Below are 21,680 nucleotides of genomic sequence, written 5' to 3' on the forward strand. Positions count from 1 at the left end.
ACGACCTCACCAACCCCGTAGCCAACATCACCGCGGCCGCCAACTACGCCGCCGACCGCTACGGATCCATCGACAACGTCAACTCCGCCTACTGAGCAACGCAGTCACGCAGTCACGGAGTCACTGTCCGATGCCGAAACCGTTCGCCGAACGGATCGGTGCTCTGCTTGGCTCGCTCCATGAGTGATCTCCACATCCGCTGCGCCGACCTCACCGACATCGACGCCGTACTGCGGTTCTGGCGCGAGGCCGCCGAGGGAACGAGCATCAGCGACGACCACGACGGGGCGGCCCGGCTCATCCGCCGGGACCCCGGGGCCCTGCTGCTGGCGGACCGCGACGGTCACCTCGTGGGCAGCGTCATCGCCGGATTCGACGGCTGGCGGTGCTCCGTATACCGACTGGCCGTGCACCCCGACTGCCGTCGGCAGGGTATCGCCACCGCCTTGATGGAGGCGGCGGAACAGCGGTTCCTCGACCTGGGCGGGCGACGGGTCGACGCCATGGTCCTGGAAGCCAACGAACGGGCCCATCGCACATGGACCGCAGGCGGCTACCACCGCGAGGATCACTGGCGGCGCTGGGTGAAGCCGCTCATGGACTGAGGGAATCAGCAGGAGACCGGACGACTTTGCCGATCCTTTACCATAGGTGTTCTCCTGTCCGATCCTTCCGAAAGGTGTGAGCGTCCGCCCATGGGCGAGCCTCCGAGTAGTCGACATCGCCGGCACCGAGCGGTCCTCCTGTCCCTGCCCGATCATGGGACGGAGGTGAACCGATGACCGAAGTGCTTCTGCTGCTCGTGGCGGTACTGCTCTCGCTGGCCTGCGGTGCCTTCGTCGCGGCCGAGTTCTCCCTGACGACCGTCGAGCGCGGCCAGCTCGAACGGGCCGTCGAGCAGGGCGAGCGGGGCGCGGCGAGCGCCATGAAAGCCGTACGCAGCCTCACCTTCCAGCTTTCCGGCGCTCAGCTCGGCATCACCGTCACCAACCTGGTGGTCGGCATGCTCTCCGAACCGTCCATCGCGAAACTGATCCGCGGTCCGGTGGAGGCGTTGGGCCTGTCCCCCGGCGTGGCGTCCTCGGTGGCCCTCGTGCTGGGAACGGCGCTGTCGACCGTGTTCCTGATGATCGTCGGTGAACTCGTCCCGAAGAACTGGGCGATCTCCTCCCCGCTCGCCGTGGCGAAGGCCGTGGCCACACCGCAGCGGGCCTTCACCGCCGTGTTCCGGCCCTTCATCAGCCACCTCAACAACACCGCCAACCGGATCGTACGGCGCTTCGGCCTGGAACCGGCCGAGGAACTGGCCTCCGCACGCAGCCCGCAGGAGCTGGCTGCGCTGGCCCGGCACAGCGCGAAGGAAGGTGCGCTGGAGGCGGACACCGCGGAGCTGTTCGTCCGCACCCTGAACCTGGCGGAACTGACGGCGGAGAATGTGATGACCCCTCGGGTCCAGGTCACCGCGTTGGAGGTGCAGGCCACGGCCGAGGACGTCGCGAACGCGACCCGGGCGACGGGCCTGTCCCGTTTCCCCGTCTATCTCGGCAGTCTGGACACCGTCGTCGGTGTGGCGCACATCAAGGACGTGCTGGCCATCCCCGCCGAGCAGCGGCCCCGTACCCGCGTCTCGGAGATGCTGCGCGAACCCCTGCTCGTGCCGGAGACCCTCACGGTGGACCGGCTCCTGGACCGGTTGTCCGGCAAGCTCACGATGGCCGTCGTCATCGACGAATACGGCGGCACGGCCGGGGTCGTGACACTGGAGGACATCGTCGAGGAGGTGGTCGGTGAGGTGCGCGACGAGCACGACCCGCACGAGACCGCGGACCTCGCACCGGCCGGCGAGGACACCGACGGACGGATCCTGTGGTCGGCCGACGGAGCCGCGCGCGTCGACCGGCTGAAGACGATCGGACTGCGGGTGCCGGACGGACCGTACGAGACACTCGCCGGGCTCATCGCCACCGAGGTCGGCCGGATCCCCGCCGTGGGTGACACGGTCGATCTGGCGGGCTGGCGGATCGATGTGGTCGACGCGTCCGGACGCCGCGCCGCGCGTGCTCTGTTGCACGCGCCGCTGCCCGGCGACGACGAGCAGACGGAGGACGCACGATGATCGCCGTCCAGCTCTTCATCGGACTGTTGACCCTGGTCGTCAATGCCTTCTTCGTCGGGGCGGAGTTCGCGCTGATCTCCGTGCGCCGCAGTCAGATCGAGCCCGAGGCCGAGGCCGGAAACAGGCGGGCGCGAAGCGTCGTCTGGGGACTCGAACACGTATCGGCGCTGCTCGCGGCGGCGCAGCTCGGCATCACCCTGTGCACCCTGGTGCTCGGCATCGTCGCCGAACCGGCCTTCGCACATCTGCTGGAGCCGGTCTTCGACGCAGTGGGCGTGCCGCACGGGCTGATCCATCCGATCTCGTTCGTGATCGCGCTGTCCGTGGCGACCTATCTGCACATGCTCCTCGGTGAAATGGTGCCGAAGAACATCGCGCTGGCCGAGCCGGTGCGCGCCGCGCTGCTGCTCGGACCGCCGCTGGTGGCCCTCGCCAGGGCGCTGCGTCCGGTCATCTTCGCGATCAACGCCTTCGCCAACGCGCTGCTCAAGATCCTTCGCGTCGAGGCGAAGAACGAGGTGGCCGCCACGTTCTCCGACGACGAACTGGCCCGGCTGGTGACGGACGCGGGCGACGCCGGGCTGGTCGACGACCGCTCGGCCGAGCGGCTGCGCCACGCCCTCGAACTGGGCCGTCGCCCGGTGCGGGACGTGGTGATGCCGGTGGACCGGGTCACATACGCCAGGATCGGGACCACGCCGGAGCAACTGGAACAGCTCTCGCACGAGACCGGATTCTCGCGCTTCCCCGTGATGGACGAGGGGGAGCGGATCCTGGGCTATCTCCACGTGAAGGACGCCCTCGATGCCACGCCGCGCGATGTGTCCTTCCCGGTGACGGCGATGCGCCCCATCGCACGGGTCCGGGCCGACACACCACTCGACGACGTCCTCACCGCGCTGCGGCGCAGCCGTACGCACCTGGCGGCGGTGCTCGACGAGGACGGCCGGCTGGCCGGAATGGTCACCATGGAGGATGTGCTCCGCGAACTGGTGGGGCGCCCGAAGGCACGCTGACGGGCGCCGGGGGCGCGGCACGGTATCCGGCCGCGCCCCCGGACCGAACCCCGGAGGGGGCCAAACCCACCGCGATACGATCGCATCGCCATGGAAATAAATGCCTCCTACAGCAGTCTTGTCGCGGTCGGCGACTCGTTCACCGAGGGAATGTCGGACCTGCTGCCCGACGGTTCCTATCGCGGCTGGGCCGATGTCCTCGCAGGGCGGCTGGCCGTCCGTACGCCGGGATTCCGCTACGCGAATCTCGCCGTGCGGGGCAAGCTGATCGGCCAGATCGTCGACGAGCAGGTCGATGTGGCCGTCGCCATGCGGGCCGATGTCGTCACGCTCGTGGGCGGACTCAACGACGCGCTGCGGCCGAAGTGCGACATGGGCATGGTCCGGGGGCGGCTCGAAGAGGCCGTGGAACGGCTCGCACCCTCGTGCAAGAAGCTCGTGCTGATGCGGAGCCCGGGGCGCAACGGCCCGGTGATGGAGCGTTTCCGTCCGCGGATGGAGGAGTTGTTCTCCCTGGTCGACGACTTGGCGGTCCGGCATGGCGCGGTGGTCGTCGACCTGTACGGGGCGCCGGCCCTGGGCGATCCCCGCTTGTGGGATGTCGACCGGCTGCATCTGACGGCCGACGGTCACAGCAGGGTGGCCGAGGCGGTCTGGCAGACGCTGGGACTGCCTGCGCAGAACGACTGGCGGACACCACTGCCGGCCGCCGCGCCGCCCAGGTGGGCCCGGCGACGCGTCGAGGACTTCCGCTTCGCCCGCGAGCACCTGATGCCGTGGATCGGCCGCCGGCTGACCGGCCGCTCCTCCGGGGACGGAAGGTCCGGTGCCCAGTACAGCGCCGAGCTGGGGAGGGCGTTCTGGGTCACCCCCGACGACTCCCGCGAACCCGGGCCCGTGGCGACGTGGCGCCGGGTCGACCCGGATCCGCTCCCGTAGCACCCCACAATCCGGACCGCGGCGTCGGAGGCCTTCCCCCGCAGCTTCATTCGAACTTACTTGCGAGTCTGTCAAGGTTCATCCGGCTTGCGATGACGCCGCCGCCCACAGGTCCATTTCCCGGGCGAAGGCGACGAAGCCGCGGTGCGCACCGGCGACATCACCGAAGACGTCCGCCCCGCCGTACGTCTTCCTGCACGGCGATGGCGTCCGCCCGCGGGCGCCCCGTGCAGCAGGTTGAACGACCCGCATACGTTCCGGCCACGAGCTGGCGGATTTCAAGAACAAGCCTCAGATCGACGCGATATGCTGATGCAGATTGTGCAAGCCGTTTGCAAAATGAGGAGGGTCATGGCTACGCGGGCGACCGACGCCGGGACGAACCAGAGCGTCGAACGAGCGGTCTCGGTGCTGCGCGCACTCGACTCCGGCCGTCCGGAACTGCGCGTCTCCGACGTCGCCGAACTCACCGGACTGGGCTCCTCCACCACCTCCCGCCTCCTGTCCACCCTCGAACGCCTCGACATGGTCGAACGCGACCCCGTCAGCAACCTCTACCGCCTCAGCCTCGGCATCCTCCCGCTCGCGGCCACCGCCGCCAATCGCCACCCCGTCCACCGCGCCGCCCGCATGGTCCTCCAGGACCTCGCCACCCGCACCGGGCTGGGAGCCAACGTCGCCATCCGCCGCGGCACCGAGCTGATGTTCCTGTGCAATTTCGAGGGAACCCGCGCCCCCAAGTCGTACACGCAGGCCGGACACACCGCCCCGCTGCACGCCACCAGCATCGGCAAATGCCTGCTCACCGGCCTCACTCCCAAGGAACGCCGCAAGCTGCTCCCCGAACCGCTCGCGGCACACACCGACTACACGACCACCAGCCACGACCTGCTCGACACCGAGATCGACACCGTTCGCCGCACCGGCTACGCCATCGAAGCCGAAGAACGCGCCCTGGGCCGCGCTTCGCTCGCCGCGCCCGTCCGCGACGCCTCGGGCGACGTCGTCGCCGCCATCTCCCTGTGGGGCCCCACCTCCCTCCTCGGCAACCGCACCGAGGGCGAAGGGCATCGCCACGCCCTCACCCGCGAGGTCATCGAAGCCGCCGACGCCATCAGCCAAGCACTCGGCGCCCTCTGAATCACGCAGGCGAAGGGGCCCGGTGAAGGTCGAACACCTTCACCGGGCCCCTTCGTCTCGTGACTACGCGCCGTACGCCTTGAACGCGATCACGTGCGCGTGCCGCGCCCCGTGCGTCGCGTCCACCACGAGCCGCAGCGCGTCGGTGCGCACGGGCCCGCCGTCCGCGCCCTTCAGCTCGTGCACGCGGTGGCGGCGGCGGTTGCCCGTCACGGTCAGCAGCGTGCGCCAGGTGCCGTCGGGCTCGCGGCCCTGGATCCGGTAGTCGCGGACCAGTTCCGGCATGACCTCGAACGGGGTGCGGTGGCGGTGCAGGTTGTTGAGGTACTCGTCGACGTCGTCGTCGAACACCACGCGTGTTTCGGTGAGCAGCTGCTCCTTGTCCCAGTCCAGGCGCAGCCACTGCGCGGCTCGCTCCGGGTCGGGCAGTGGTTCGGACGACCACATCTGCGGCCCCCCGTAGGCGCGCTGGAATCCGCCGACGGCCCGCTCGGGCAGGAACGCGGCGGTGTCCGGGGTCGCACGGAAGCCGAAGGTCCGGCGGCGCAGGCCGCGGGCCTGCCACTCCAGGACCAGTTGGCCGTCCTCCTCCGGGATGTCGTGGTCGACGGCCGCGTCTCCTTCGATCCTGCTGCGCAGTGCGAGGACGCCGTCGGTGCGCTCGGGGACGAGGACCAGCGCCGCGTCCGGACAGGCACGCACGATCAGTACGACGTTCTCCGGGGTGTCCGGGCGGTGGCCGAAGCGGGCCGTGACCCAGTGGGGGCCGCCGGGCGGCACGGTCACCGTGGTGGTGAGCATGTGGTCGACGGGGACCGCGTTCTCGGGGCGGCCGGTGCTCCACAGCTCAACGGTGAGTTCGCTCGGCCGCTCGCCGGGGGCACCGTGGACGAGCAGGTCGACCGTGTCGAGTGCCGGGTCCACCGGCAGCAGCAGCGCGAGGTCACGGGTGAGCGGGTAGGGCTCGCCGGGCGCGGTGGGCGTGGGCTCGGCGGCCAGGCGGCTCAGGTACGAGGAGGCGCTGACGCGGGCCGTGCGTGCCAGGTTGTCGGGGTCGTCGTCGGGCAGGCCGATGACCGAGGCATCCTGCCGCAGCAGGGTGCGGCGCACCAGCTCGGGGTGGTTCGCGGCGAGTTCGCGGGGGCTGAGACTCTCGGCGACGCACAGCGCGGCGGCCGTGCCCGCGGCCTCGCCGAGCGTGGCGCAGGTGGCCATGACACGGGTGGCGCCGAAGGCGACGTGGGTGGCGGATATGTTGCGCCCGGCGAACAGGAGGTTCGCGACGTTCGCCGAGTACAGGGAGCGCAGCGGGATGTGGAAGATGCCGTCCGCGTAGCGCTGGCGGGCGCCGGGCTCGTCGGCGTACATGCCCTGCACCGGGTGGAGGTCGACGGACCAGCCGCCGAAGGCCACGCGGTCGGCGAACTGCCGCTGTTCGAGGATGTCCTGCTGGGTCAGCATGTGGTCACCGAGGAAGCGGCGGTACTCGCGCTTGCCGGGGAGGCTGCCGACCCACTCCAGCGTCAGGTTCTCGGCGTCCGGGAACTCTCCGGAGTTCTTGATGTGGTCCCAGATGCCCATGATCACGGCCTGGAGTTCGTCGCGGATGCGCTCGTTGTCGTGGACGGTGTCCAGCTCGCCGCCCCACTCGATCCACCAGTAGTCGCAGCCGTTGTCGCCCGTGCGCAGCACGCGGTTGCGCAGGATGGGCGTGGTGGTGAGGTCGCGGGCGCAGTCGGGCGCCACGAACTTCACCGGCCGGCCCGTGTCCTTGGTGTGGAACAGGATCGTCGACCCGAGCAGCGCCCGGTCCGCTTCCTCGGGCGCCCAGGGCTCGCCGAACTCCGAGCGCGCCTCACGGCCGATGCGGTGGTGGGCGCCGGCGAGGTGGCCGAGCAGACCGTCGCCGGTGCAGTCGAGGAACTGCCGTGCGTGGAAGGTGATGCGTCGCTCGGAGCCCATCATCCAGCCGGTGCAGGAGTGGACCTCGCGTGCGTCGTCCGGGCCGCTCGCATCGACCTCCCGTACGTCGGTGTTGAGGTACAGGTCGATGCCCGGCTCGGCCCGGACCGCGTCGAGAACCACCTGGTCCCAGTAGTACGGGTTCCCCTCGGGATTGCGGTACTGGTTCTCGGTGTACAGCTCGCCCATGATGCCGGTCTCGCGGGCCCAGCGGTGCACGCCGTGGGCCGTGGCGCCGCAGACCCAGACGCGGACCTCACTGCTGGCGTTGCCGCCCAGGACGGGCCGGTTGTTGACCAGGGCGACGCGTCGGCCGAGCCGGGCAGCGGCGATGGCCGCGCAGGTCCCCGCCAGGCCACCGCCGATGACGGCGATGTCGTAATGGACCTCTTCTTCCCGCACGGAGCGGCCTCCTTGATGTGATGCTCGGATGCTCTCCGCCACAGCGGAGCGGCCTTGAACGTACATCACATGCATATTATGCAACCACTGTTCGGACAGTGGGATGTGCTGTAGGTTTCCAGCGCAGCCGACGACATCGCCGCCGTGGGCCATCTGCCAAGCTCATGGCATGTGCGGCGAGTTCGCCGGCCTTGCACAGAACCGGCGATTCACTGACCTAAAGGGTTGACGCCGTCGCACGATATGGAGAACGATCCCGCATGCTGCAACTTGCGTTCAACGGAGCATGCATGGCATTCACACAGGGCCCCGGCCGAAGCGGGGGACGAGGCGGCTCACCGCTCACACCCGGCCGCGTCGCATCCGCCTGCCCGCGTACGGCCTCCCGTGCCACGCCCTGCATCACCGCTCCCGCACCGTTCGAGAGGACACACCCATGAGTACGGCCGCACCTCCACAGAAGGCCGCTCCACGCCGTGAGCGGACCGGCGGACGGCTCTCCAACGGCGCGTTCGCACTGCTGCTCACCGCACCGGGGCTCGCCCTGTTCGCGACGATCATCATCTATCCGCTGCTGTCCGCGCTGTTCACCGGCTTCTTCAAGCAGGATCTGCGGCTGCCGGGCCGCGAGTTCGTCGGCCTGGAGAACTTCACCTACTGGCTGGACGGCGACTTCCTCACCATCCTCGAGCAGACGCTGATCTTCACCGTGGGTGCGACGCTCGTCCCCTTCGTGGTCGGCTTCGCCCTCGCGCTCGCGCTGAACTCGGGCCTGAAGGGCAGCGGCTTCCTGCGCGGACTGTTCCTGTTCCCCTGGGTGATCCCGGGCGTGGTGGTCTCCTTCCTGTGGATGTGGATCTTCAACGCGAACTACGGCGTGCTGAACGGCATCCTCATGAAGGCCGGGATCATCGAGGAGTCCATTTCCTGGCTCGGCCAGCCCGGCACCGCCATGCTCGCGGTCATCGTCACCAAGACCTGGGCGAGCTTCCCCTGGATGATGGTGATGCTCCTGGCCGGTCTGCAGACCGTGCCCAAGGAACTGCACGAGGCGGCCTCGATGGACGGGGCCGGCTCGATCCGGCGCTTCTTCGCCGTGACCTGGCCGCAGGTCCGCGGTGTCGCCTCCATCGTGCTGCTGCTGGAGTTCATCTGGAACTTCCAGCACTTCGACACCATCTACGTGCTCACCGGCGGCGGTCCGGCCGGCGCCACCGAGACCTTCGCGACCGCCGTGTACCAGACCGCCTTCAAGGGCTTCGACATCGGCCGGGCGACCGCGCTGGGCGGCCTGTGGATGCTGCTCCTGCTCATTCTCGTCGCCGTCTACCTCAGGATCAGCGAGCGGAAGGGCGACGCCCGATGACCACCACGACCACCACCCCGCTGTCCGGCACCGACCGGCTGAACACATCCGCCAGGCCCGCCAAGCGGCGCCGGATACGCAAAGACCTGCTGCGCTCGCGGATCGCCGCCTGGACCGCGATCCTGGTGATCGGCGCCTTCGGCATGCTGCCGGTCTACTGGCTGTTGGTCACCGCCCTGAGCAGCCCCGAGCAGACCTTCCAGTTCCCGCCGAAGCTCATACCCACCGACATCACCTTCAGCAACTTCACGGCCCTCGCCGAGAACGACCAGCTGATCAAGTACCTGGTCAACTCCCTCATCGTGGCCTCGATCACCGCCGTACTGAGCGTGGTCGTCGCCACGTACATGGGCTACTCGTTCTCCAAGTTCCGCTACCGCGGACGACGCTCGCTGATGCACCTGGTGCTGGCCTCCCAGATGTTCCCCCAGGCGCTCCTGCTGGTGACGCTGTACGCCGTGTTCTCCAGCTTCGGCCTGCTGAACACGTACACCGCCCTGGTGCTGTCCTTCACCACGTTCACGATGCCGCTGTGCGTCTGGATGCTGAAGGGCATCTTCGACACGATCCCGGACGCCCTGCTGGAGGCCGCGTCCATCGACGGCGCGTCCCGGTGGCGGACGCTGCACTCCATCGTCGCGCCGCTGGCCGCGCCCGGAATGATCGCCGCCGGCCTGTTCGCCTTCGTCCGCGGCTGGAACGACTTCATCTTCGCCGTAACACTGGCCGACAAGGAAAAGCAGACCCTGCCGCCCGGTCTGGTCTCCACCTACATCGGCGAGTTCCAGACCGCCTGGCCCGAACTGATGGCCGCGTCCCTGGTGGTGTCCGCGCCGGTCGTCGTCGCCTTCATGTTCCTGCAGCGCTACCTCGTCGGCGGCATGACCGCCGGCTCGGTCAAGAGCTGAACCCCGAGATCCGCCCGCACCTTCCCCCACGCACCTCCCCTTCCGCCCACTCCCCATGGAGACACCATGACCACCTCTGGCATCACCCGGCGCGGCGCGCTGCGCATGTTCGGCATCGGCGCGCTCGGCGTGGCCGGTGCCGGCGCGCTCGGCGCCTGCGCACCGTCCGGCGCCGGCACCTCCTCCAACGGCGGTGACACGAAGTCCAAGAACTTCGACTTCACCTCCTGGTCGCTCAACGAGGAGGCCGCCAAGCCGTCGATCGAGAAGATCATCGCGGCGTGGGAGAAGGCCGAGGGATCCAAGGTCCGCGCGGTCTCGTACCCGTACAACGAGTACCTGAGCCAGCTCACCCTCAAGCTCGGCGGCGGGGAAACGACCGGCGCGGTGCACCTGGACATCGCCTGGCTCGCCGCAGTGGCGCAGATGGGCAAGCTCGCCGACCTCAGTTCCGTGGCCCTGAAGGGCGGCTACACGAATGTGGCGCTGGACAGCGGCATGTACGACGGCAAGCAGTACGGCCTCCCGTGGAACACCGGCTCGATCGGCGTGATCGCCAACTCCAAGCTTCTGGAGGAGGCCGGCATCAAGAAGCACCCCACCACCATCGAGGAGTTCGAGGACGCGCTGCGGGAGCTGAAGGGGCTCGGCGGCGGTGTCGTGCCCTACGCCGCGGCCACCAAGGTCGCGCAGCTCAAGGACATCTTCCCGTGGATGCAGACCTTCGGCTGCACACTCCTGGAGGACACCAAGGTGACCATCGGCGACGACGCCTCCATCGACGCCGTCACCTGGTACAAGAAGCTGCACGACGAGAAGCTGATCGCCGCGGACGTGGACCGCTTCGACGCGCGCGCCCTGTTCGGACAGGGCAAGGCCGCCTTCTACGACGACGCCATCATCGGCAAGGGCGTGACCGCGGCCCAGTCCAAGGACAAGACCCTGGCCGACGCGATGCAGCCGATGAAGCGGCCGGTACTGCGCTCCGGTGACACGCCGCAGGCGCTGCTGTGGGGCGGCGTGATCGCGATCGTCAAGGGCAAGGGGCAGGACGCGGCGACGGAGTTCGCGCTGCACACCACCTCCGACCGCGCCACCACCACCGAGTACTTCGCCTCCCGTGCCCTGCCGCCGTCCACCACGGCGGGCCTGGCCGACCCGAAGGTCGCACAGGACACCTTCACCACCGAGTGGACCGAGAAGATCACCGACTCGGCGACCGGCAGCCCGTTCTGGCAGTTCGCCCAGAACGCGCAGATCGAGGAAGCCGTGGCCAAGCAGGTCCAGGCCGTCCTGGTCGGCCAGTCGAAGCCGAAGGACGCGATGAAGAAGGCCGCCGAGGAGGTCACCGACCTCATCAAGCGCTGAATCGGCGCGCGGGCGGTCAGGGGCCCGGTGAAGGCAGAACGGCCTTCACCGGGCCCCTCGCCATGCTGCATACACCATCCCTAAGACGTATCTCATATCCGCATTGCGCAATCCCTATTCACAATCTGGGATCTGTTGTAAGTTCCGGCGCAGCGGAGGGGGTGGGCCGACCTGCGAACCGCTCCCGTCACGCCTCACATCACGCCCGCGAAGGAGTTCACCTTGCGACGTCCCACGGCACGCGCGTACGCCGCCTCGGCCGCGGCCCTGGCCGCCCTGCTCACGCTCGTCCCGGCCGCCCAGGCCGACACCACGGACCCCGTGGCAGCCGCGGCAACGGTGATCGAGAAGGTCCCGTACGCGATGGACTCGTCGAACCAGGCCGCCTGGTGGACGCCGGTCGCCACGTACAAGGGCCGCGGTCAGTACACGTACTTCGCCTTCAATGAGCCCGGCTCGACGGCCGCCACGCACCGCCCGGCCATCGCGCGGCGCGACCCGGACGGCGTCTGGAGCCGTCTGCCGCTGCTCGACAAGAGCGGACAGCAGGCCGAGTTCGCCGACGACAACGGTCACAACCAGCCGTCCCTCGCGCGCGACGGCAGCGGCCGCCTGCACGTGTTCGCCTCCATGCACGCCGACGCCTGGCGATACTTCCGCACCGAGGCCCCCGGCGGGGACGTCACGGACCACGCGGCCGAACTGCCCGACCAGGGCGTCGGCATCACCTACCCGGTCGTGACCACCGCACCCAATGGCGACCTGTACCTGGCCGCCCGTGTCGGCTCCGGGGCCGACCAGCGCCCCGGCAAGCTGTACCGCTGGGACAACGCCGTCTCACGCTGGAGCGTGGTCGCCACCTTCGCCGGTGCGCTGAACCGCTCCGTGTACCCCGACGACCTGACGGTGGACGCCGCCGGGCGTGTGCACCTGCTGTACGAGTGGGCCAAGGCCCCGGCGACCGGGTTCCGGCACCAGCTCTCCTACCTGCGATACGACCCGTCGACCGGCGCCTTCGCGGACAGCGCGGGCGCGGCGCTCACCGTCCCGGTGACGCCCGACACCTCCGACGTGATCCAGGGGCTCACCGCCGGCGAGGAGTGGAGCATCGACAACGCCTACACGGGTCCGGCGGTGCAGAGCGCCAAGCTCACCCTCGACGGCTCCGCCCCGAAGGTCGCCTACCGCTACCGCTCGGCCGACAGCGGCGGAAACTTCCGCGTCTACTACGCGTACCCGAGCGGCAGCGACTGGGTCAGCAAGACCGTGTACGCCGGTGGCCAGACCGCCGCGGCACTCGGAATCACCTGGGACGAGACGGACACCAAGCGGATCTACTACGTCACCGGCTCCGGTACCGACCGCGTCTTCGCCGCGACGCAGTCGGCGGACGGGACCTGGACGGCGCAGTCCGCCGCGCCGGGCGTGAGCACGGACCGGCTCGCAGTGCGGCGGGACTCGGACGGAAACGACGTGCTCTACCTGCCGGACACCGCGCACAACGCCCTCTACTACGGACGTCGTTGAGCCCCCATGCCGCGGGTTCCTCCGCCGCGTGGTGCTGACAGGCCGCACCACACGCGTCGTCACCGAGTCGTCGCTCCGCGTACGTGCAGGCGGGGGCCGGTGGTGCACCGGTCCCCGCGCCGGACGCGGGAGGGCTTCGCGCCAAGGCCCGGGCGGTGCTGGAATCACCGGCCCGGGGCCGTTCCGTCCCACGCGCGTCGCACACGCCGCGCGTGGGACGGCGGTGGTCCAGGAGCCTCTGACCTGGACCTTCTGGACGTGGTGGACGCTCACGAACAGGCCGGGACGGCAGGTAAGCTCTGGACACGTGACTGCTGTGTCTGCGAAGCCTCGCATCCCCAATGTCCTGGCCGGCCGCTACGCCTCCACGGAGCTGGCCGTCCTCTGGTCCCCCGAGCAGAAGGTGAAGCTGGAGCGCCGGCTGTGGCTGGCGGTGCTGCGCGCTCAGAAGGACCTCGGGATCGAGGTGCCGGACGCCGCGCTCGCCGACTACGAACGTGTCATCGACCAGGTGGACCTGGCCTCGATCGCCGAGCGCGAAAAGGTCACCCGGCATGACGTCAAGGCCCGGATCGAGGAGTTCAACGCCCTCGCCGGTCACGAGCAGGTCCACAAGGGCATGACCTCCCGGGACCTCACGGAGAACGTGGAGCAGCTTCAGATCCGGCTCTCCCTGGAGCTGATGCGCGACCGCACGGTGGCGGTCCTGGCCCGGCTCGGCAAGCTGGCTGGCGAGTACCGCGAGCTGGTCATGGCCGGTCGCTCCCACAACGTCGCCGCCCAGGCGACCACGCTCGGCAAGCGCTTCGCGACCGCCGCCGACGAGCTCCTGGTGGCGTACGGGCGGCTGGAAGACCTGCTGGACCGCTACCCGCTGCGTGGCATCAAGGGCCCCGTGGGAACCGCGCAGGACATGCTCGACCTGCTGGGGGGCGACGCCGGGAAGCTCGCCGACCTCGAACAGCGCATCGCCGCACACCTGGGATTCGCCGAGGCCTTCACATCGGTCGGCCAGGTCTACCCGCGCTCGCTCGACTACGACGTGGTGACCGCGCTGGTCCAGCTGGCCGCGGCCCCCTCGTCGGTCGCCAAGACGATCCGTCTGATGGCCGGGCACGAGCTGGTGACCGAGGGCTTCAAGCCGGGTCAGGTCGGTTCGTCCGCGATGCCGCACAAGATGAACACCCGGTCCTGCGAGCGCGTCAACGGCCTGATGGTCATCCTGCGCGGCTACGCGTCGATGACCGGCGAGCTGGCGGGCGACCAGTGGAACGAGGGCGATGTGTCCTGCTCCGTGGTCCGCCGGGTGGCACTCCCGGACGCCTTCTTCGCGTTCGACGGTCTGCTGGAGACCTTCCTGACGGTGCTCGACGAGTTCGGCGCGTTCCCGGCCGTCGTCGCCCGTGAGCTGGACCGCTACCTTCCGTTCCTCGCCACGACCAAGGTGCTGATGGGCGCGGTGCGCGCCGGCGTCGGCCGTGAGGTCGCCCACGAGGCGATCAAGGAGAACGCGGTCGCCTCGGCCCTGGCCATGCGCGAGCAGGGCGCCGAGCGCAACGAGCTGCTCGACAAGCTGGCCGCCGACGACCGCATCCCGCTGGACCGCGTGCAGCTCGACGCGCTGATGGCCGACAAGCTCTCCTTCACCGGGGCGGCGGGCGACCAGGTCACCGCGCTGATCTCCCGCATCGAGGAGATCGCCAAGCAGCACCCCGAGGCCGCCGCGTACACGCCGGGCTCCATCCTCTGAAGGCCTCGGCCACAGCCGGATGTCACCCGAAGAGCTCCAGGCCGCCCGCGACCGCGCCGTTCCCGATGTGGTCGCGGGCGGCCTGCGTGTGCTCTTCTGCGGAATCAACCCGAGCCTGATGACGGCAGCGACGGGCCACCACTTCGCCCACCCCGGAAACCGGTTCTGGCCGGTGCTCCACCGGTCCGGCTTCACCCCTCGGCAGTTGAAGCCGGCCGAACAGGCCGAACTGCTGCGGTACGGCCTCGGCATCACCAACGTGGTCGCCCGCGCCACCGCGCGGGCGGACGAACTGTCCACCGAGGAGTTCCGCGCGGGCGGACAGATATTGGCAGCCAAGGTCGAGGACCTGCGACCGCAGTGGCTGGGGGTCGTAGGGGTCACGGCGTACCGCACGGCCTTCGGCAGGCGGACCGCCCGCATCGGCCCGCAGGACCACACGATCGGCGGCACCCGCGTCTGGGCCCTGCCCAACCCCAGCGGCCTGAACGCCCACTGGACCGCTCGGACGATGGCGGAGGAGTACGGACGTCTCCTTGCCCGCGTCGACCACCACGACACCGTCCCCACCGACGAAGCCTGACGCCTGCCGCCCTCACCTGCGCAGCCCGCTCACTTCACGGCGGATCGATCTCCGTCACCACCACGTTCAGCTCGCACCCCGGTCCTTCCTCCTCCAGGTACAACCCGATGGCGATCCACCGGTCCTCGATCTTCCAGAGCTGGAGATACTCGCAGCCCGCAACCGTCTCGGCCCATGCCTCGGGTATCTCATCGCCGGCGATCATCCGCTCCTGTGCGCTCCACAGGCTGATCGTCTGCGGCTCCCCCCAGCGACCGGCGAGCAGCGTCAGCAGTACGTCATGCTCTGCGAGGCACTGGGCCCGGTGCTTCAGTCGCCGCACCTCGTCGTCGTCCCAGTGATCGACGTCCGCGTGCAGGGACGCCGTGTGGTAACCGGGCCCGCTGACCCCCGAGCCCGACCGGATGCGCTCCGTGGGAAAGTCCAGGGTGCGCATCGCGTCGATGAGGCGGAGGTGATGTGCGGTGGTCATGCCGCCAGTAAACCTCCCGGCACTGACAACCGCTCCTTGCCATGCGCTTTGAGGCGCTTTCAGCCGCCCTGCTCCGTATTCGGATCGGGGCAGCGGGCTATGCGTCCCTGTGCCGGATCGCCCACCAGCCTGCAAGCAGCGCGGCCGCCGCCCAAGCCGCTGTCACTGCGAGCCCGCCCCACGGTCCGAGGCTTCCTCCGGGGTTCTGGTGGAGCACCAACTGTCCCGCTCGGTCCGGCAGATACTGCGCGACGCCGCCCGCGACGTCACCGACCACGAAGGAGACTATGAGCACGAACGGAATGAGCAGGCTCAGCACGGCCACGGCGCTGCGCAGCAGCACTGTCAGTCCGGCTGCGAACAGAGCCATCAGCGCCAGGTAGATCCCGCCCCCGATGGCTGCCCGCAGGGCACCCGGTTCCCCCAGGCCGATCGCGTACTTCCCCATGAACATTTGCCCCACGAGGAAGGCGCTGAAGCTGGTGACAAGACCGACGACGAGTGCCGGCGCCCCGACCAGGGCGATCTTGGCAGCGTAGAAGAGGTTGCGGCGCGGAACGGCGGCAAGCGATACCCGCAGAGCTCCGTTGAGGAACTCGGAGGAGAGCGCGGTCGCCCCGAAGCTGATGGCAGCGATCTGGCCGAAGTTCAGTGCGTAGAAGGCGTCGAAGACCGGTTCGGCATCGGCGTTGTCCGCCTCGGCCTGGCCGACGGTGGAGAAGGCGAGCAAGGTAACGGCAAGGGTCACGATAAGGACGGCTGCCAAGGACCCCGCGACGGACCGGACCGATCTCATCTTGATCCATTCGGAACGCAGCACTGCGGTGGTCGACATGGTCAGGCCTCCTGACGGTTGGCGGATGAGGCGGACGCAGATGCGAATTCCGCGGCATCGGCGGTGAGGTCGAGGTAGGCCTGCTCCAACGTGGCCTGCTCGTCAGCGAGTTCCAGGACAGGAATGCCTTCGGTGGCGGCTATCGCGCCGATCTCCCCGGCCTTCGCGTCCTCGATGGTCCAACAGCCGTCGTCACCCTGCGCAGGTTTGTATCCCTTACGGATCAGGACGTCGCGCAGCCTCGTGGACTCGGTTGTGCGGACCCGTGCGCGGGGCCTGCTGCGGGAGTCCAGGAAATCCTGCATCGGCACGTCGGCGAGGAGCCGGCCCCGGCCGAGGATCACGAGGTGGTCGGCGAACGACGAGGTCTCGTTCATCAGATGGCTGGAGACCAGGACCGTGCGGCCCTCGCGGGCGAGCCGCTTCATCAGCTCCCGGATCCAGATGATGCCTTCCGGATCGAGGCCGTTCGACGGCTCGTCCAGCATCACGACCTCCGGGTCGCCCAGCAGCGCGGCCGCTATGCCAAGTCGTTGTCGCATCCCGAGCGAGAAGGTCTTGATCCGGGCTCCGCCCACCGCGCCGAGGCCTGCCTCCTCCAGGACCTCCTCGACTCTGCGCGCACCGAGGCCGTTGCTGACCGCCAGGGCCAGCAGATGATTCCGCGCGGTGCGCGCGCCATGCGCGGCCTGGGCGTCCAGCAGGGCACCCACCCGGCGCAGCGGATCGTCGAGCGTGGCGTAGAGCTGCCCGCCGATCGTGGCCGTGCCGCCGGTGGGCCTGTCGAGGCCGAGAACGAGTCGCATGGTGGTGGACTTGCCTGCGCCGTTGGGGCCGAGAAAGCCGGTGACGCGCCCGGGCCGCACGCTGAACGTGAGGTTGTCCACTGCACGGGTTGTAGCGAATTCCTTGGTGAGTTCATGGACGTCGATGCTGGTCATGTCCCAAGCCTCGCGGCCACGCCCGGCCTCTCGCCTCCCCCGCGGGCGGGGATCGTCTCCCTCTCTCGGGGGAGCCACTGCGCCCACGCGGCTGACACGATGGCTGCATGTTCCGCCTCCTGCGTCCGCTCGCCGCATCCGTCACCTACACCCGGTGGCTGCATCTCCTCGTCCCGGGTGCGGGCTACAGCGTGTGGATGTTCATCTCACCGGATACCCCGTGGGTGCCCATGGTCTTCGCCGTACCGGTCGGCTTGCTGCCCGGTATGCGGCTGGCCGAGGGTGTGCAGGCACAGCTTCTGCTCGCGCCGGAACAACGAGGCAGAACCGACGCGACTATCTCCGCGGCCACGGCGACCACTTGGGCCGATCGCTGGAGAACCGTGCTGTGGCTGGAGACACGAATGGTGCTCGCCGTTCCCGTGGGGTATGCGACGGTGTGGCTGTCGGCAACCGCCGTGGACCTCGTCCTCACTGCCTCCGGCAACGGCCCGAGCGATCAGTGGCTGGTCCGCGGGGTGGATCCGCACTGGTGGTATGCCCTGCTCACCCCCGTGCCTCTCCTGGTACTGCTCGCCGTCGTCGTCTTGAGCGGCCGGCTGATCACCGCGGCCGCCGAGCGGCTTCTCGGCCCCTCGCCGGTGCAGCGGCTGACCGCTCTGGAGGAGCGCACCGAGCAGTTGCTGGAGCGCAACCGCATCGCACGTGAACTGCATGACTCGATCGGGCACGCGTTGACCGTCGCGGTCGTACAGGCCGGCGCGGCCCGGGCGGCGGGCGACCCGGAGTTCACCGAACGGGCCCTGGCCGCGATCGAGGAGACGGGCCGGGACGCACTCGACGATCTGGAGCGGGTTCTGCGGGTTCTGCGCGAATCAGGGGCGCCGGTGGGACAGCGTCCGACGCTCGTCGAAGCGGACCGGCTGCTGGACTCCGCGCGCGGTTCGGGCGCGAAGATCGACGCCGATGTGTCAGGTCCGCTGGAGCGGGTTCCGGGTGCGGTGTCCCGCGAGGGGTATCGCATCCTTCAGGAGTCCCTCACCAATGTGCTTCGTCATTCGGGTACGGTCCCCGTCCGCGTACGGATCACCGTCACCGACGGCCGACTGGAGTTGGAGGTGACCAATCCGCTCAGCGGCTCGACAGCTGATTCGGCAGCCGTGCCGGGCGGCGGGAGCGGGCTGCGAGGCATCCGGGAGCGGGCAGCACTGCTGGGCGGAAAGGCCGAGACGGGGGCGCACAAGGGGGAATGGCGCGTTCATGCGAGGCTTCCGTTGAACGGCTTGCGGAATGCGTCGTAGTCCCTTGTGATTCGGCGCGTGGCGTCGGATGCGACACACCGCGAGGCCGGGGACATCGGCGTATCGGATGCCGGCGGGTGATCCGGCAAGGCGGCGAGATGCCACAGTTGTCGTCGTAACGCCACCAGGGGTTGCAGAACAAACCCGTAGGGTGGCCCAATGCCGGTTAGCGTACTTCTGGTCGACGACGAACCCCTCGTCCGCGCGGGGTTGCGTGCGGTCCTCGAGGCTCAGCCCGATATCGAGGTGGTGGGCGAAGCGGGCGACGGCGCCGCTGTGATCCCGTTGCTGCATCAGCTGCGCCCCGACGTGGTGGCCATGGATGTCAGGATGCCGCTGATGGACGGTATCGAGGCCACACGGGTGGTGCTGCGTACGGTGCCTGATCCGCCGAAGATCCTGGTGGTGACCACCTTCGAGAACGACGAGTACGTCTATGAGGCGCTGCGTGCCGGTGCGGACGGCTTTCTCCTCAAACGTGCCCGGCCCGCCGAGATCGTGCATGCGGTGCGTCTGGTCGCCGAGGGTGAGTCGCTGCTGTTCCCGGCGGCAGTCCGACAGCTCGCCGCCGAGTACGGGACGAGCAAGGCGCGCGCAGTCATGGACCGGGCAGCGCTGACCGAGCGGGAGTCCGCGGTCCTGCGGCTGATGGCCCGTGGCCTGTCCAATGCCGAGATCGCTGCCAAGCTCGTGGTCGGCGTCGAGACTGTGAAGACCCATGTCAGTGCCGTACTGGCCAAGTTGGGAGCGAGGGACCGCACCCAAGCGGTGATCGCGGCATATGAATCCGGGTTCGTCGCTCCGGGCTGACGTTCCAGCCCGGGGAAAGCCCCCTGCGGCCCATGGTCGCCCCGCACCTGGGCAGCGAGTACCATCCGCCTGACATGCGTTAGAGCTGGGAGGACACACCGTGGGCCGGCTGACCGGTGGGGATCCGTCGCTGTTGCGACGCATCAATTCCGCGGTGGTGCTGCACGCTCTGCGTGGCGCCGACGCCCCTACCCTGACGGACCTCACCCGGATCACCGGTCTGTCCCGTCCGACGGTCGAGGGGGTCATGGAGGGGCTCTTCGAGGCCGGACTGGTCGTCGAGTCGATGCCCGACGGAGGCCAGGCCCGACGCCAGGGGCGGCCGGCCCGCCGGTTCCGGTTCCATGCCGAGGCCGGGCATCTGCTCGGTATCGAGATCGGCCCGCACCGCGTCTCCGCGCTGCTGTCCGGGCTGGACGGCCGAATCATCGGCGCGGGCGCCCGCGAGTTGTCCGAGACCGTCGGCTCCGACGACCGGCTCGACAAGGTCAGGGCCGTGGTGGCCGACCTCCTGCGGCGGACGGGTGTGGCCAGGAGCAGTCTGCGTGCGGTGGGGGTCGGCAGTCCCGGGATCGTGGAGGCAGACGGAACGGTACGGCTGGGAACCGCCCTGCCGGGCTGGACGGGTCTCGCGCTGGGTGAGCGGCTGCGGCGCTCCTTCCGCTGTCCCGTCCTGGTGGAGAACGACGCCAATGCCGCGGCGGTCGCGGAGCACTGGAAGGGCGCGGCCACCGAGTCCGACGACGTCGTCTTCGTCCTGGCGGGGCTGAGCCCGGGCGCCGGTTCGCTGATCGGCGGGCGGCTGCACCGGGGCTTCGGCGGTGCTGCGGGCGAGATCGGCGCGCTGCATCTGCTCGGCCGCGAAGTGACTCCGGAGCGGCTGCTGTCCACGACGGGCACTCCGCTGCATCCGTTGGACGAGCCCGCGGTCGCCGATGTGTTCACGGAGGCCCGGCAGGGCGACGCCCGGGCGCAGGCGGCGGTCGAACGCTTCATTCAGCGCCTGGTGCACGATGTCGCGGCGCTGGTGCTGGCGCTGGATCCGGAGCTCGTGGTGGTGGGTGGCTGGGCCACCGGGCTGGACGATGTGCTGGATCCGCTCCGCAGCGAGCTGGCCCGCTACTGCCTTCGGCCGCCACGGGTCACGCTGTCCCTGCTCGGCGAGGCTGCGGTGGCCACCGGTGCCCTGCGGCTGGCTCTCGACCACGTGGAGGAGCAGCTCTTCGCCGTGGAGGGAACGGTGACGGCCCGCCGCTGAGTTGCGACGGGCCGTACGTACAGGCGAAGAGCCGGAGGAGCCGACCGTACTCAGGAGGCCTGGCGCTCCCGGTCGTGGTGGTTGACCTCCAGGTCGCCCGAGTCACCGAAGGTGAGTCGGCAGGTGTCGGCCCGGTACGTGGCGACGGAGAGCGCGGCGGTCCCGCCCTCCACGAGGTAGCGGGTGGTGACGACGAGCACGGGGGCGCCGGGAAGCCGGTCGAGCTCTTTGGCGTCGTCCACCCGCGCCGAGCCGAGCTCCACCGACCGGTCCTGGCCGTCGAGGCCGAGGCGGTGCAGTTCGCGCAGGACCGCACGGGCCCGGGCGGGCCCGGACGGGGCGTCGATCACGGAGAGTTCGGGCACGGACGACGAAGGGACGTACAGGAGTTCCGCCGCGACCGTCTGCCCATGGGTCACCCGGGTCCGGCGCACGATGTGCACCGGCTCGTCGGCTTCCACGCCGAGCACGGCCACCACCGACGAGGGCGCGACCGCTGTCGTGCAGTCCATCGGCTGCCATGTCTCCACCACGCCACCGCCGGACCAGTCCCGCTGTGCCGTGGAGACGGCGACGCCGACGCGCGGCGGGGCGACGGTGGTCCCGACGCCGCGGCGACGCTGAAGCCTGCCTTCCAGTTCGAGCTGCTCCAGGGCCTGCCGGAGCGTGGCTCGGGCGACTCCGAAGCGGGCGGCGAGCTCGCGCTCGTTGGGCAGGATCTCGCCCACCGCAAAGTCGGAGTCGAGTGCCTCGCTGAGCACGGTCTTGAGGTGCCAGTACTTCGGCTCCTGCACCGATTCCAGCTGCGTGGTCCCCACCCTGTCCTCCGCAATCACCCAGCGGCTATTCCGCGACGCTATTTATTAAAGGTTCTTGTCTTAACGTTGAGACCATAGGACGGCACACACCCTTGGTCAAGACCAATCCTCATCCGGTCACACAGCGAAACGGGCATCTGCCGCAGAGCGTTCACAGGACGTTCGTGA

Annotated in this window: 19 protein-coding genes and 1 pseudogene; 15 read left to right on the plus strand and 5 right to left on the minus strand. The window is 69.4% G+C overall.

The features are described 5' to 3' along the window. The 6 genes and pseudogenes from ACWCQ6_RS26075 to ACWCQ6_RS26100 form a co-directional block, all read left to right on the plus strand. Window positions 1-95: pseudogene (locus tag ACWCQ6_RS26075) on the plus strand (transglycosylase SLT domain-containing protein); the annotation flags it as partial. Window positions 96-179: 84 nt separating this feature from the next. Next, window positions 180-605 carry a GNAT family N-acetyltransferase gene (locus tag ACWCQ6_RS26080; protein ID WP_451093087.1) on the plus strand — a complete coding sequence of 142 codons (426 nt, stop codon included), beginning with the start codon at window positions 180-182 and terminating at the stop codon, window positions 603-605. Between the two features lie 173 nt (window positions 606-778). Next, a complete protein-coding gene (locus ACWCQ6_RS26085; protein WP_451093089.1) occupies window positions 779-2,116 on the plus strand; it encodes a hemolysin family protein in 1,338 nt (445 codons plus the stop codon). Next, window positions 2,113-3,132, plus strand: a complete 1,020-nt coding sequence (locus tag ACWCQ6_RS26090; RefSeq protein ID WP_451093091.1) for a hemolysin family protein — start codon at window positions 2,113-2,115, stop codon at window positions 3,130-3,132. The genes ACWCQ6_RS26085 and ACWCQ6_RS26090 overlap by 4 nt, the downstream gene beginning before the upstream one ends. Window positions 3,133-3,222: 90 nt before the next feature. Continuing rightward, complete coding sequence (locus tag ACWCQ6_RS26095) at window positions 3,223-4,071, plus strand: SGNH/GDSL hydrolase family protein (RefSeq protein WP_451093093.1); 849 nt, start codon at window positions 3,223-3,225, stop codon at window positions 4,069-4,071. A gap of 351 nt (window positions 4,072-4,422) precedes the next feature. Then, window positions 4,423-5,211 carry an IclR family transcriptional regulator gene (locus tag ACWCQ6_RS26100; protein ID WP_451093095.1) on the plus strand — a complete coding sequence of 263 codons (789 nt, stop codon included), beginning with the start codon at window positions 4,423-4,425 and terminating at the stop codon, window positions 5,209-5,211. 63 nt (window positions 5,212-5,274) lie between these two features. On the opposite strand, the gene ACWCQ6_RS26105 is transcribed toward ACWCQ6_RS26100, so the two are convergent. Further along, on the minus strand, window positions 5,275-7,575 hold the full coding sequence (locus ACWCQ6_RS26105; protein WP_451093097.1) for an FAD-dependent oxidoreductase: 2,301 nt from the start codon (window positions 7,573-7,575) through the stop codon (window positions 5,275-5,277). A gap of 436 nt (window positions 7,576-8,011) precedes the next feature. Between ACWCQ6_RS26105 and ACWCQ6_RS26110 the strand changes: the two genes are divergently transcribed. The 6 genes from ACWCQ6_RS26110 to mug all read left to right on the plus strand — a co-directional run bounded on the left by ACWCQ6_RS26110 (window position 8,012) and on the right by mug (window position 15,077). Next, window positions 8,012-8,941, plus strand: coding sequence for a carbohydrate ABC transporter permease (locus ACWCQ6_RS26110; protein ID WP_451093099.1), 930 nt, complete (start codon window positions 8,012-8,014; stop codon window positions 8,939-8,941). After that, window positions 8,938-9,849 (plus strand): carbohydrate ABC transporter permease, encoded by a 912-nt coding sequence (locus ACWCQ6_RS26115; RefSeq protein WP_451093101.1) that lies wholly within the window; start codon window positions 8,938-8,940, stop codon window positions 9,847-9,849. Before ACWCQ6_RS26110 ends, ACWCQ6_RS26115 begins: the two co-directional genes overlap by 4 nt. A 66-nt stretch (window positions 9,850-9,915) precedes the next feature. Then, window positions 9,916-11,217, plus strand: a complete 1,302-nt coding sequence (locus ACWCQ6_RS26120) for an extracellular solute-binding protein (RefSeq protein WP_451093103.1) — start codon at window positions 9,916-9,918, stop codon at window positions 11,215-11,217. 222 nt (window positions 11,218-11,439) lie between these two features. Next, entirely contained in the window at window positions 11,440-12,744 is a 1,305-nt protein-coding gene (locus ACWCQ6_RS26125) for a BNR-4 repeat-containing protein (RefSeq protein WP_451093105.1), read from the plus strand. A 307-nt stretch (window positions 12,745-13,051) separates the two neighbouring features. Beyond that, window positions 13,052-14,494 carry an adenylosuccinate lyase gene (gene purB, locus ACWCQ6_RS26130; protein ID WP_451093107.1) on the plus strand — a complete coding sequence of 481 codons (1,443 nt, stop codon included), beginning with the start codon at window positions 13,052-13,054 and terminating at the stop codon, window positions 14,492-14,494. A 19-nt stretch (window positions 14,495-14,513) separates the two neighbouring features. Continuing rightward, window positions 14,514-15,077: a G/U mismatch-specific DNA glycosylase gene (mug, locus tag ACWCQ6_RS26135; RefSeq protein WP_451093109.1), complete on the plus strand. Its 564-nt coding sequence runs from the start codon at window positions 14,514-14,516 to the stop codon at window positions 15,075-15,077. Window positions 15,078-15,111: 34 nt separating this feature from the next. Here mug and ACWCQ6_RS26140 read toward each other — a convergent pair whose 3' ends face one another. From ACWCQ6_RS26140 to ACWCQ6_RS26150, 3 genes are all read right to left on the minus strand, one after another. Then, window positions 15,112-15,549, minus strand: a complete 438-nt coding sequence (locus ACWCQ6_RS26140) for a hypothetical protein (RefSeq protein WP_451093111.1) — start codon at window positions 15,547-15,549, stop codon at window positions 15,112-15,114. 97 nt (window positions 15,550-15,646) lie between these two features. Beyond that, window positions 15,647-16,384 (minus strand): ABC transporter permease, encoded by a 738-nt coding sequence (locus ACWCQ6_RS26145; protein ID WP_451093113.1) that lies wholly within the window; start codon window positions 16,382-16,384, stop codon window positions 15,647-15,649. A 2-nt stretch (window positions 16,385-16,386) separates the two neighbouring features. After that, window positions 16,387-17,325, minus strand: coding sequence for an ATP-binding cassette domain-containing protein (locus ACWCQ6_RS26150; protein ID WP_451093115.1), 939 nt, complete (start codon window positions 17,323-17,325; stop codon window positions 16,387-16,389). Window positions 17,326-17,432: 107 nt separating this feature from the next. Here ACWCQ6_RS26150 and ACWCQ6_RS26155 point away from each other — a divergent pair, with 107 nt between their 5' ends. The 3 genes from ACWCQ6_RS26155 to ACWCQ6_RS26165 all read left to right on the plus strand — a co-directional run bounded on the left by ACWCQ6_RS26155 (window position 17,433) and on the right by ACWCQ6_RS26165 (window position 20,694). After that, the gene (locus ACWCQ6_RS26155) at window positions 17,433-18,626 is read left to right on the plus strand and encodes a sensor histidine kinase (RefSeq protein ID WP_451093117.1); all 1,194 of its coding nucleotides are present in this window, start codon (window positions 17,433-17,435) and stop codon (window positions 18,624-18,626) included. Window positions 18,627-18,785: 159 nt separating this feature from the next. After that, window positions 18,786-19,436 carry a response regulator gene (locus ACWCQ6_RS26160; RefSeq protein WP_072489065.1) on the plus strand — a complete coding sequence of 217 codons (651 nt, stop codon included), beginning with the start codon at window positions 18,786-18,788 and terminating at the stop codon, window positions 19,434-19,436. A 100-nt stretch (window positions 19,437-19,536) separates the two neighbouring features. Continuing rightward, window positions 19,537-20,694 (plus strand): ROK family protein, encoded by a 1,158-nt coding sequence (locus tag ACWCQ6_RS26165; RefSeq protein WP_451093119.1) that lies wholly within the window; start codon window positions 19,537-19,539, stop codon window positions 20,692-20,694. A gap of 50 nt (window positions 20,695-20,744) precedes the next feature. Here ACWCQ6_RS26165 and ACWCQ6_RS26170 read toward each other — a convergent pair whose 3' ends face one another. Next, window positions 20,745-21,512 (minus strand): GntR family transcriptional regulator, encoded by a 768-nt coding sequence (locus tag ACWCQ6_RS26170; protein WP_451093121.1) that lies wholly within the window; start codon window positions 21,510-21,512, stop codon window positions 20,745-20,747. Between the last annotated feature and the right edge of the window lie 168 nt (window positions 21,513-21,680).

This window comes from Streptomyces sp. NPDC001880 (genome assembly GCF_053594575.1).

Excerpts from the sequence above, each read along its gene's own strand:
- ACWCQ6_RS26080 (WP_451093087.1), top strand. The coding sequence starts at position 180 with ATGAGTGATCTCCACATCCGCTGCGCCGACCTCACCGACATCGACGCC.
- ACWCQ6_RS26085 (WP_451093089.1), top strand. The coding sequence starts at position 779 with ATGACCGAAGTGCTTCTGCTGCTCGTGGCGGTACTGCTCTCGCTGGCC.
- ACWCQ6_RS26090 (WP_451093091.1), top strand. The coding sequence starts at position 2,113 with ATGATCGCCGTCCAGCTCTTCATCGGACTGTTGACCCTGGTCGTCAAT.
- ACWCQ6_RS26095 (WP_451093093.1), top strand. The coding sequence starts at position 3,223 with ATGGAAATAAATGCCTCCTACAGCAGTCTTGTCGCGGTCGGCGACTCG.
- ACWCQ6_RS26100 (WP_451093095.1), top strand. The coding sequence starts at position 4,423 with ATGGCTACGCGGGCGACCGACGCCGGGACGAACCAGAGCGTCGAACGA.
- ACWCQ6_RS26110 (WP_451093099.1), top strand. The coding sequence starts at position 8,012 with ATGAGTACGGCCGCACCTCCACAGAAGGCCGCTCCACGCCGTGAGCGG.
- ACWCQ6_RS26115 (WP_451093101.1), top strand. The coding sequence starts at position 8,938 with ATGACCACCACGACCACCACCCCGCTGTCCGGCACCGACCGGCTGAAC.
- ACWCQ6_RS26120 (WP_451093103.1), top strand. The coding sequence starts at position 9,916 with ATGACCACCTCTGGCATCACCCGGCGCGGCGCGCTGCGCATGTTCGGC.
- mug (WP_451093109.1), top strand. The coding sequence starts at position 14,514 with ATGTCACCCGAAGAGCTCCAGGCCGCCCGCGACCGCGCCGTTCCCGAT.
- ACWCQ6_RS26140 (WP_451093111.1), bottom strand. The coding sequence starts at position 15,549 with ATGACCACCGCACATCACCTCCGCCTCATCGACGCGATGCGCACCCTG.
- ACWCQ6_RS26145 (WP_451093113.1), bottom strand. The coding sequence starts at position 16,384 with ATGTCGACCACCGCAGTGCTGCGTTCCGAATGGATCAAGATGAGATCG.
- ACWCQ6_RS26150 (WP_451093115.1), bottom strand. The coding sequence starts at position 17,325 with ATGACCAGCATCGACGTCCATGAACTCACCAAGGAATTCGCTACAACC.
- ACWCQ6_RS26155 (WP_451093117.1), top strand. The coding sequence starts at position 17,433 with ATGTTCCGCCTCCTGCGTCCGCTCGCCGCATCCGTCACCTACACCCGG.
- ACWCQ6_RS26160 (WP_072489065.1), top strand. The coding sequence starts at position 18,786 with ATGCCGGTTAGCGTACTTCTGGTCGACGACGAACCCCTCGTCCGCGCG.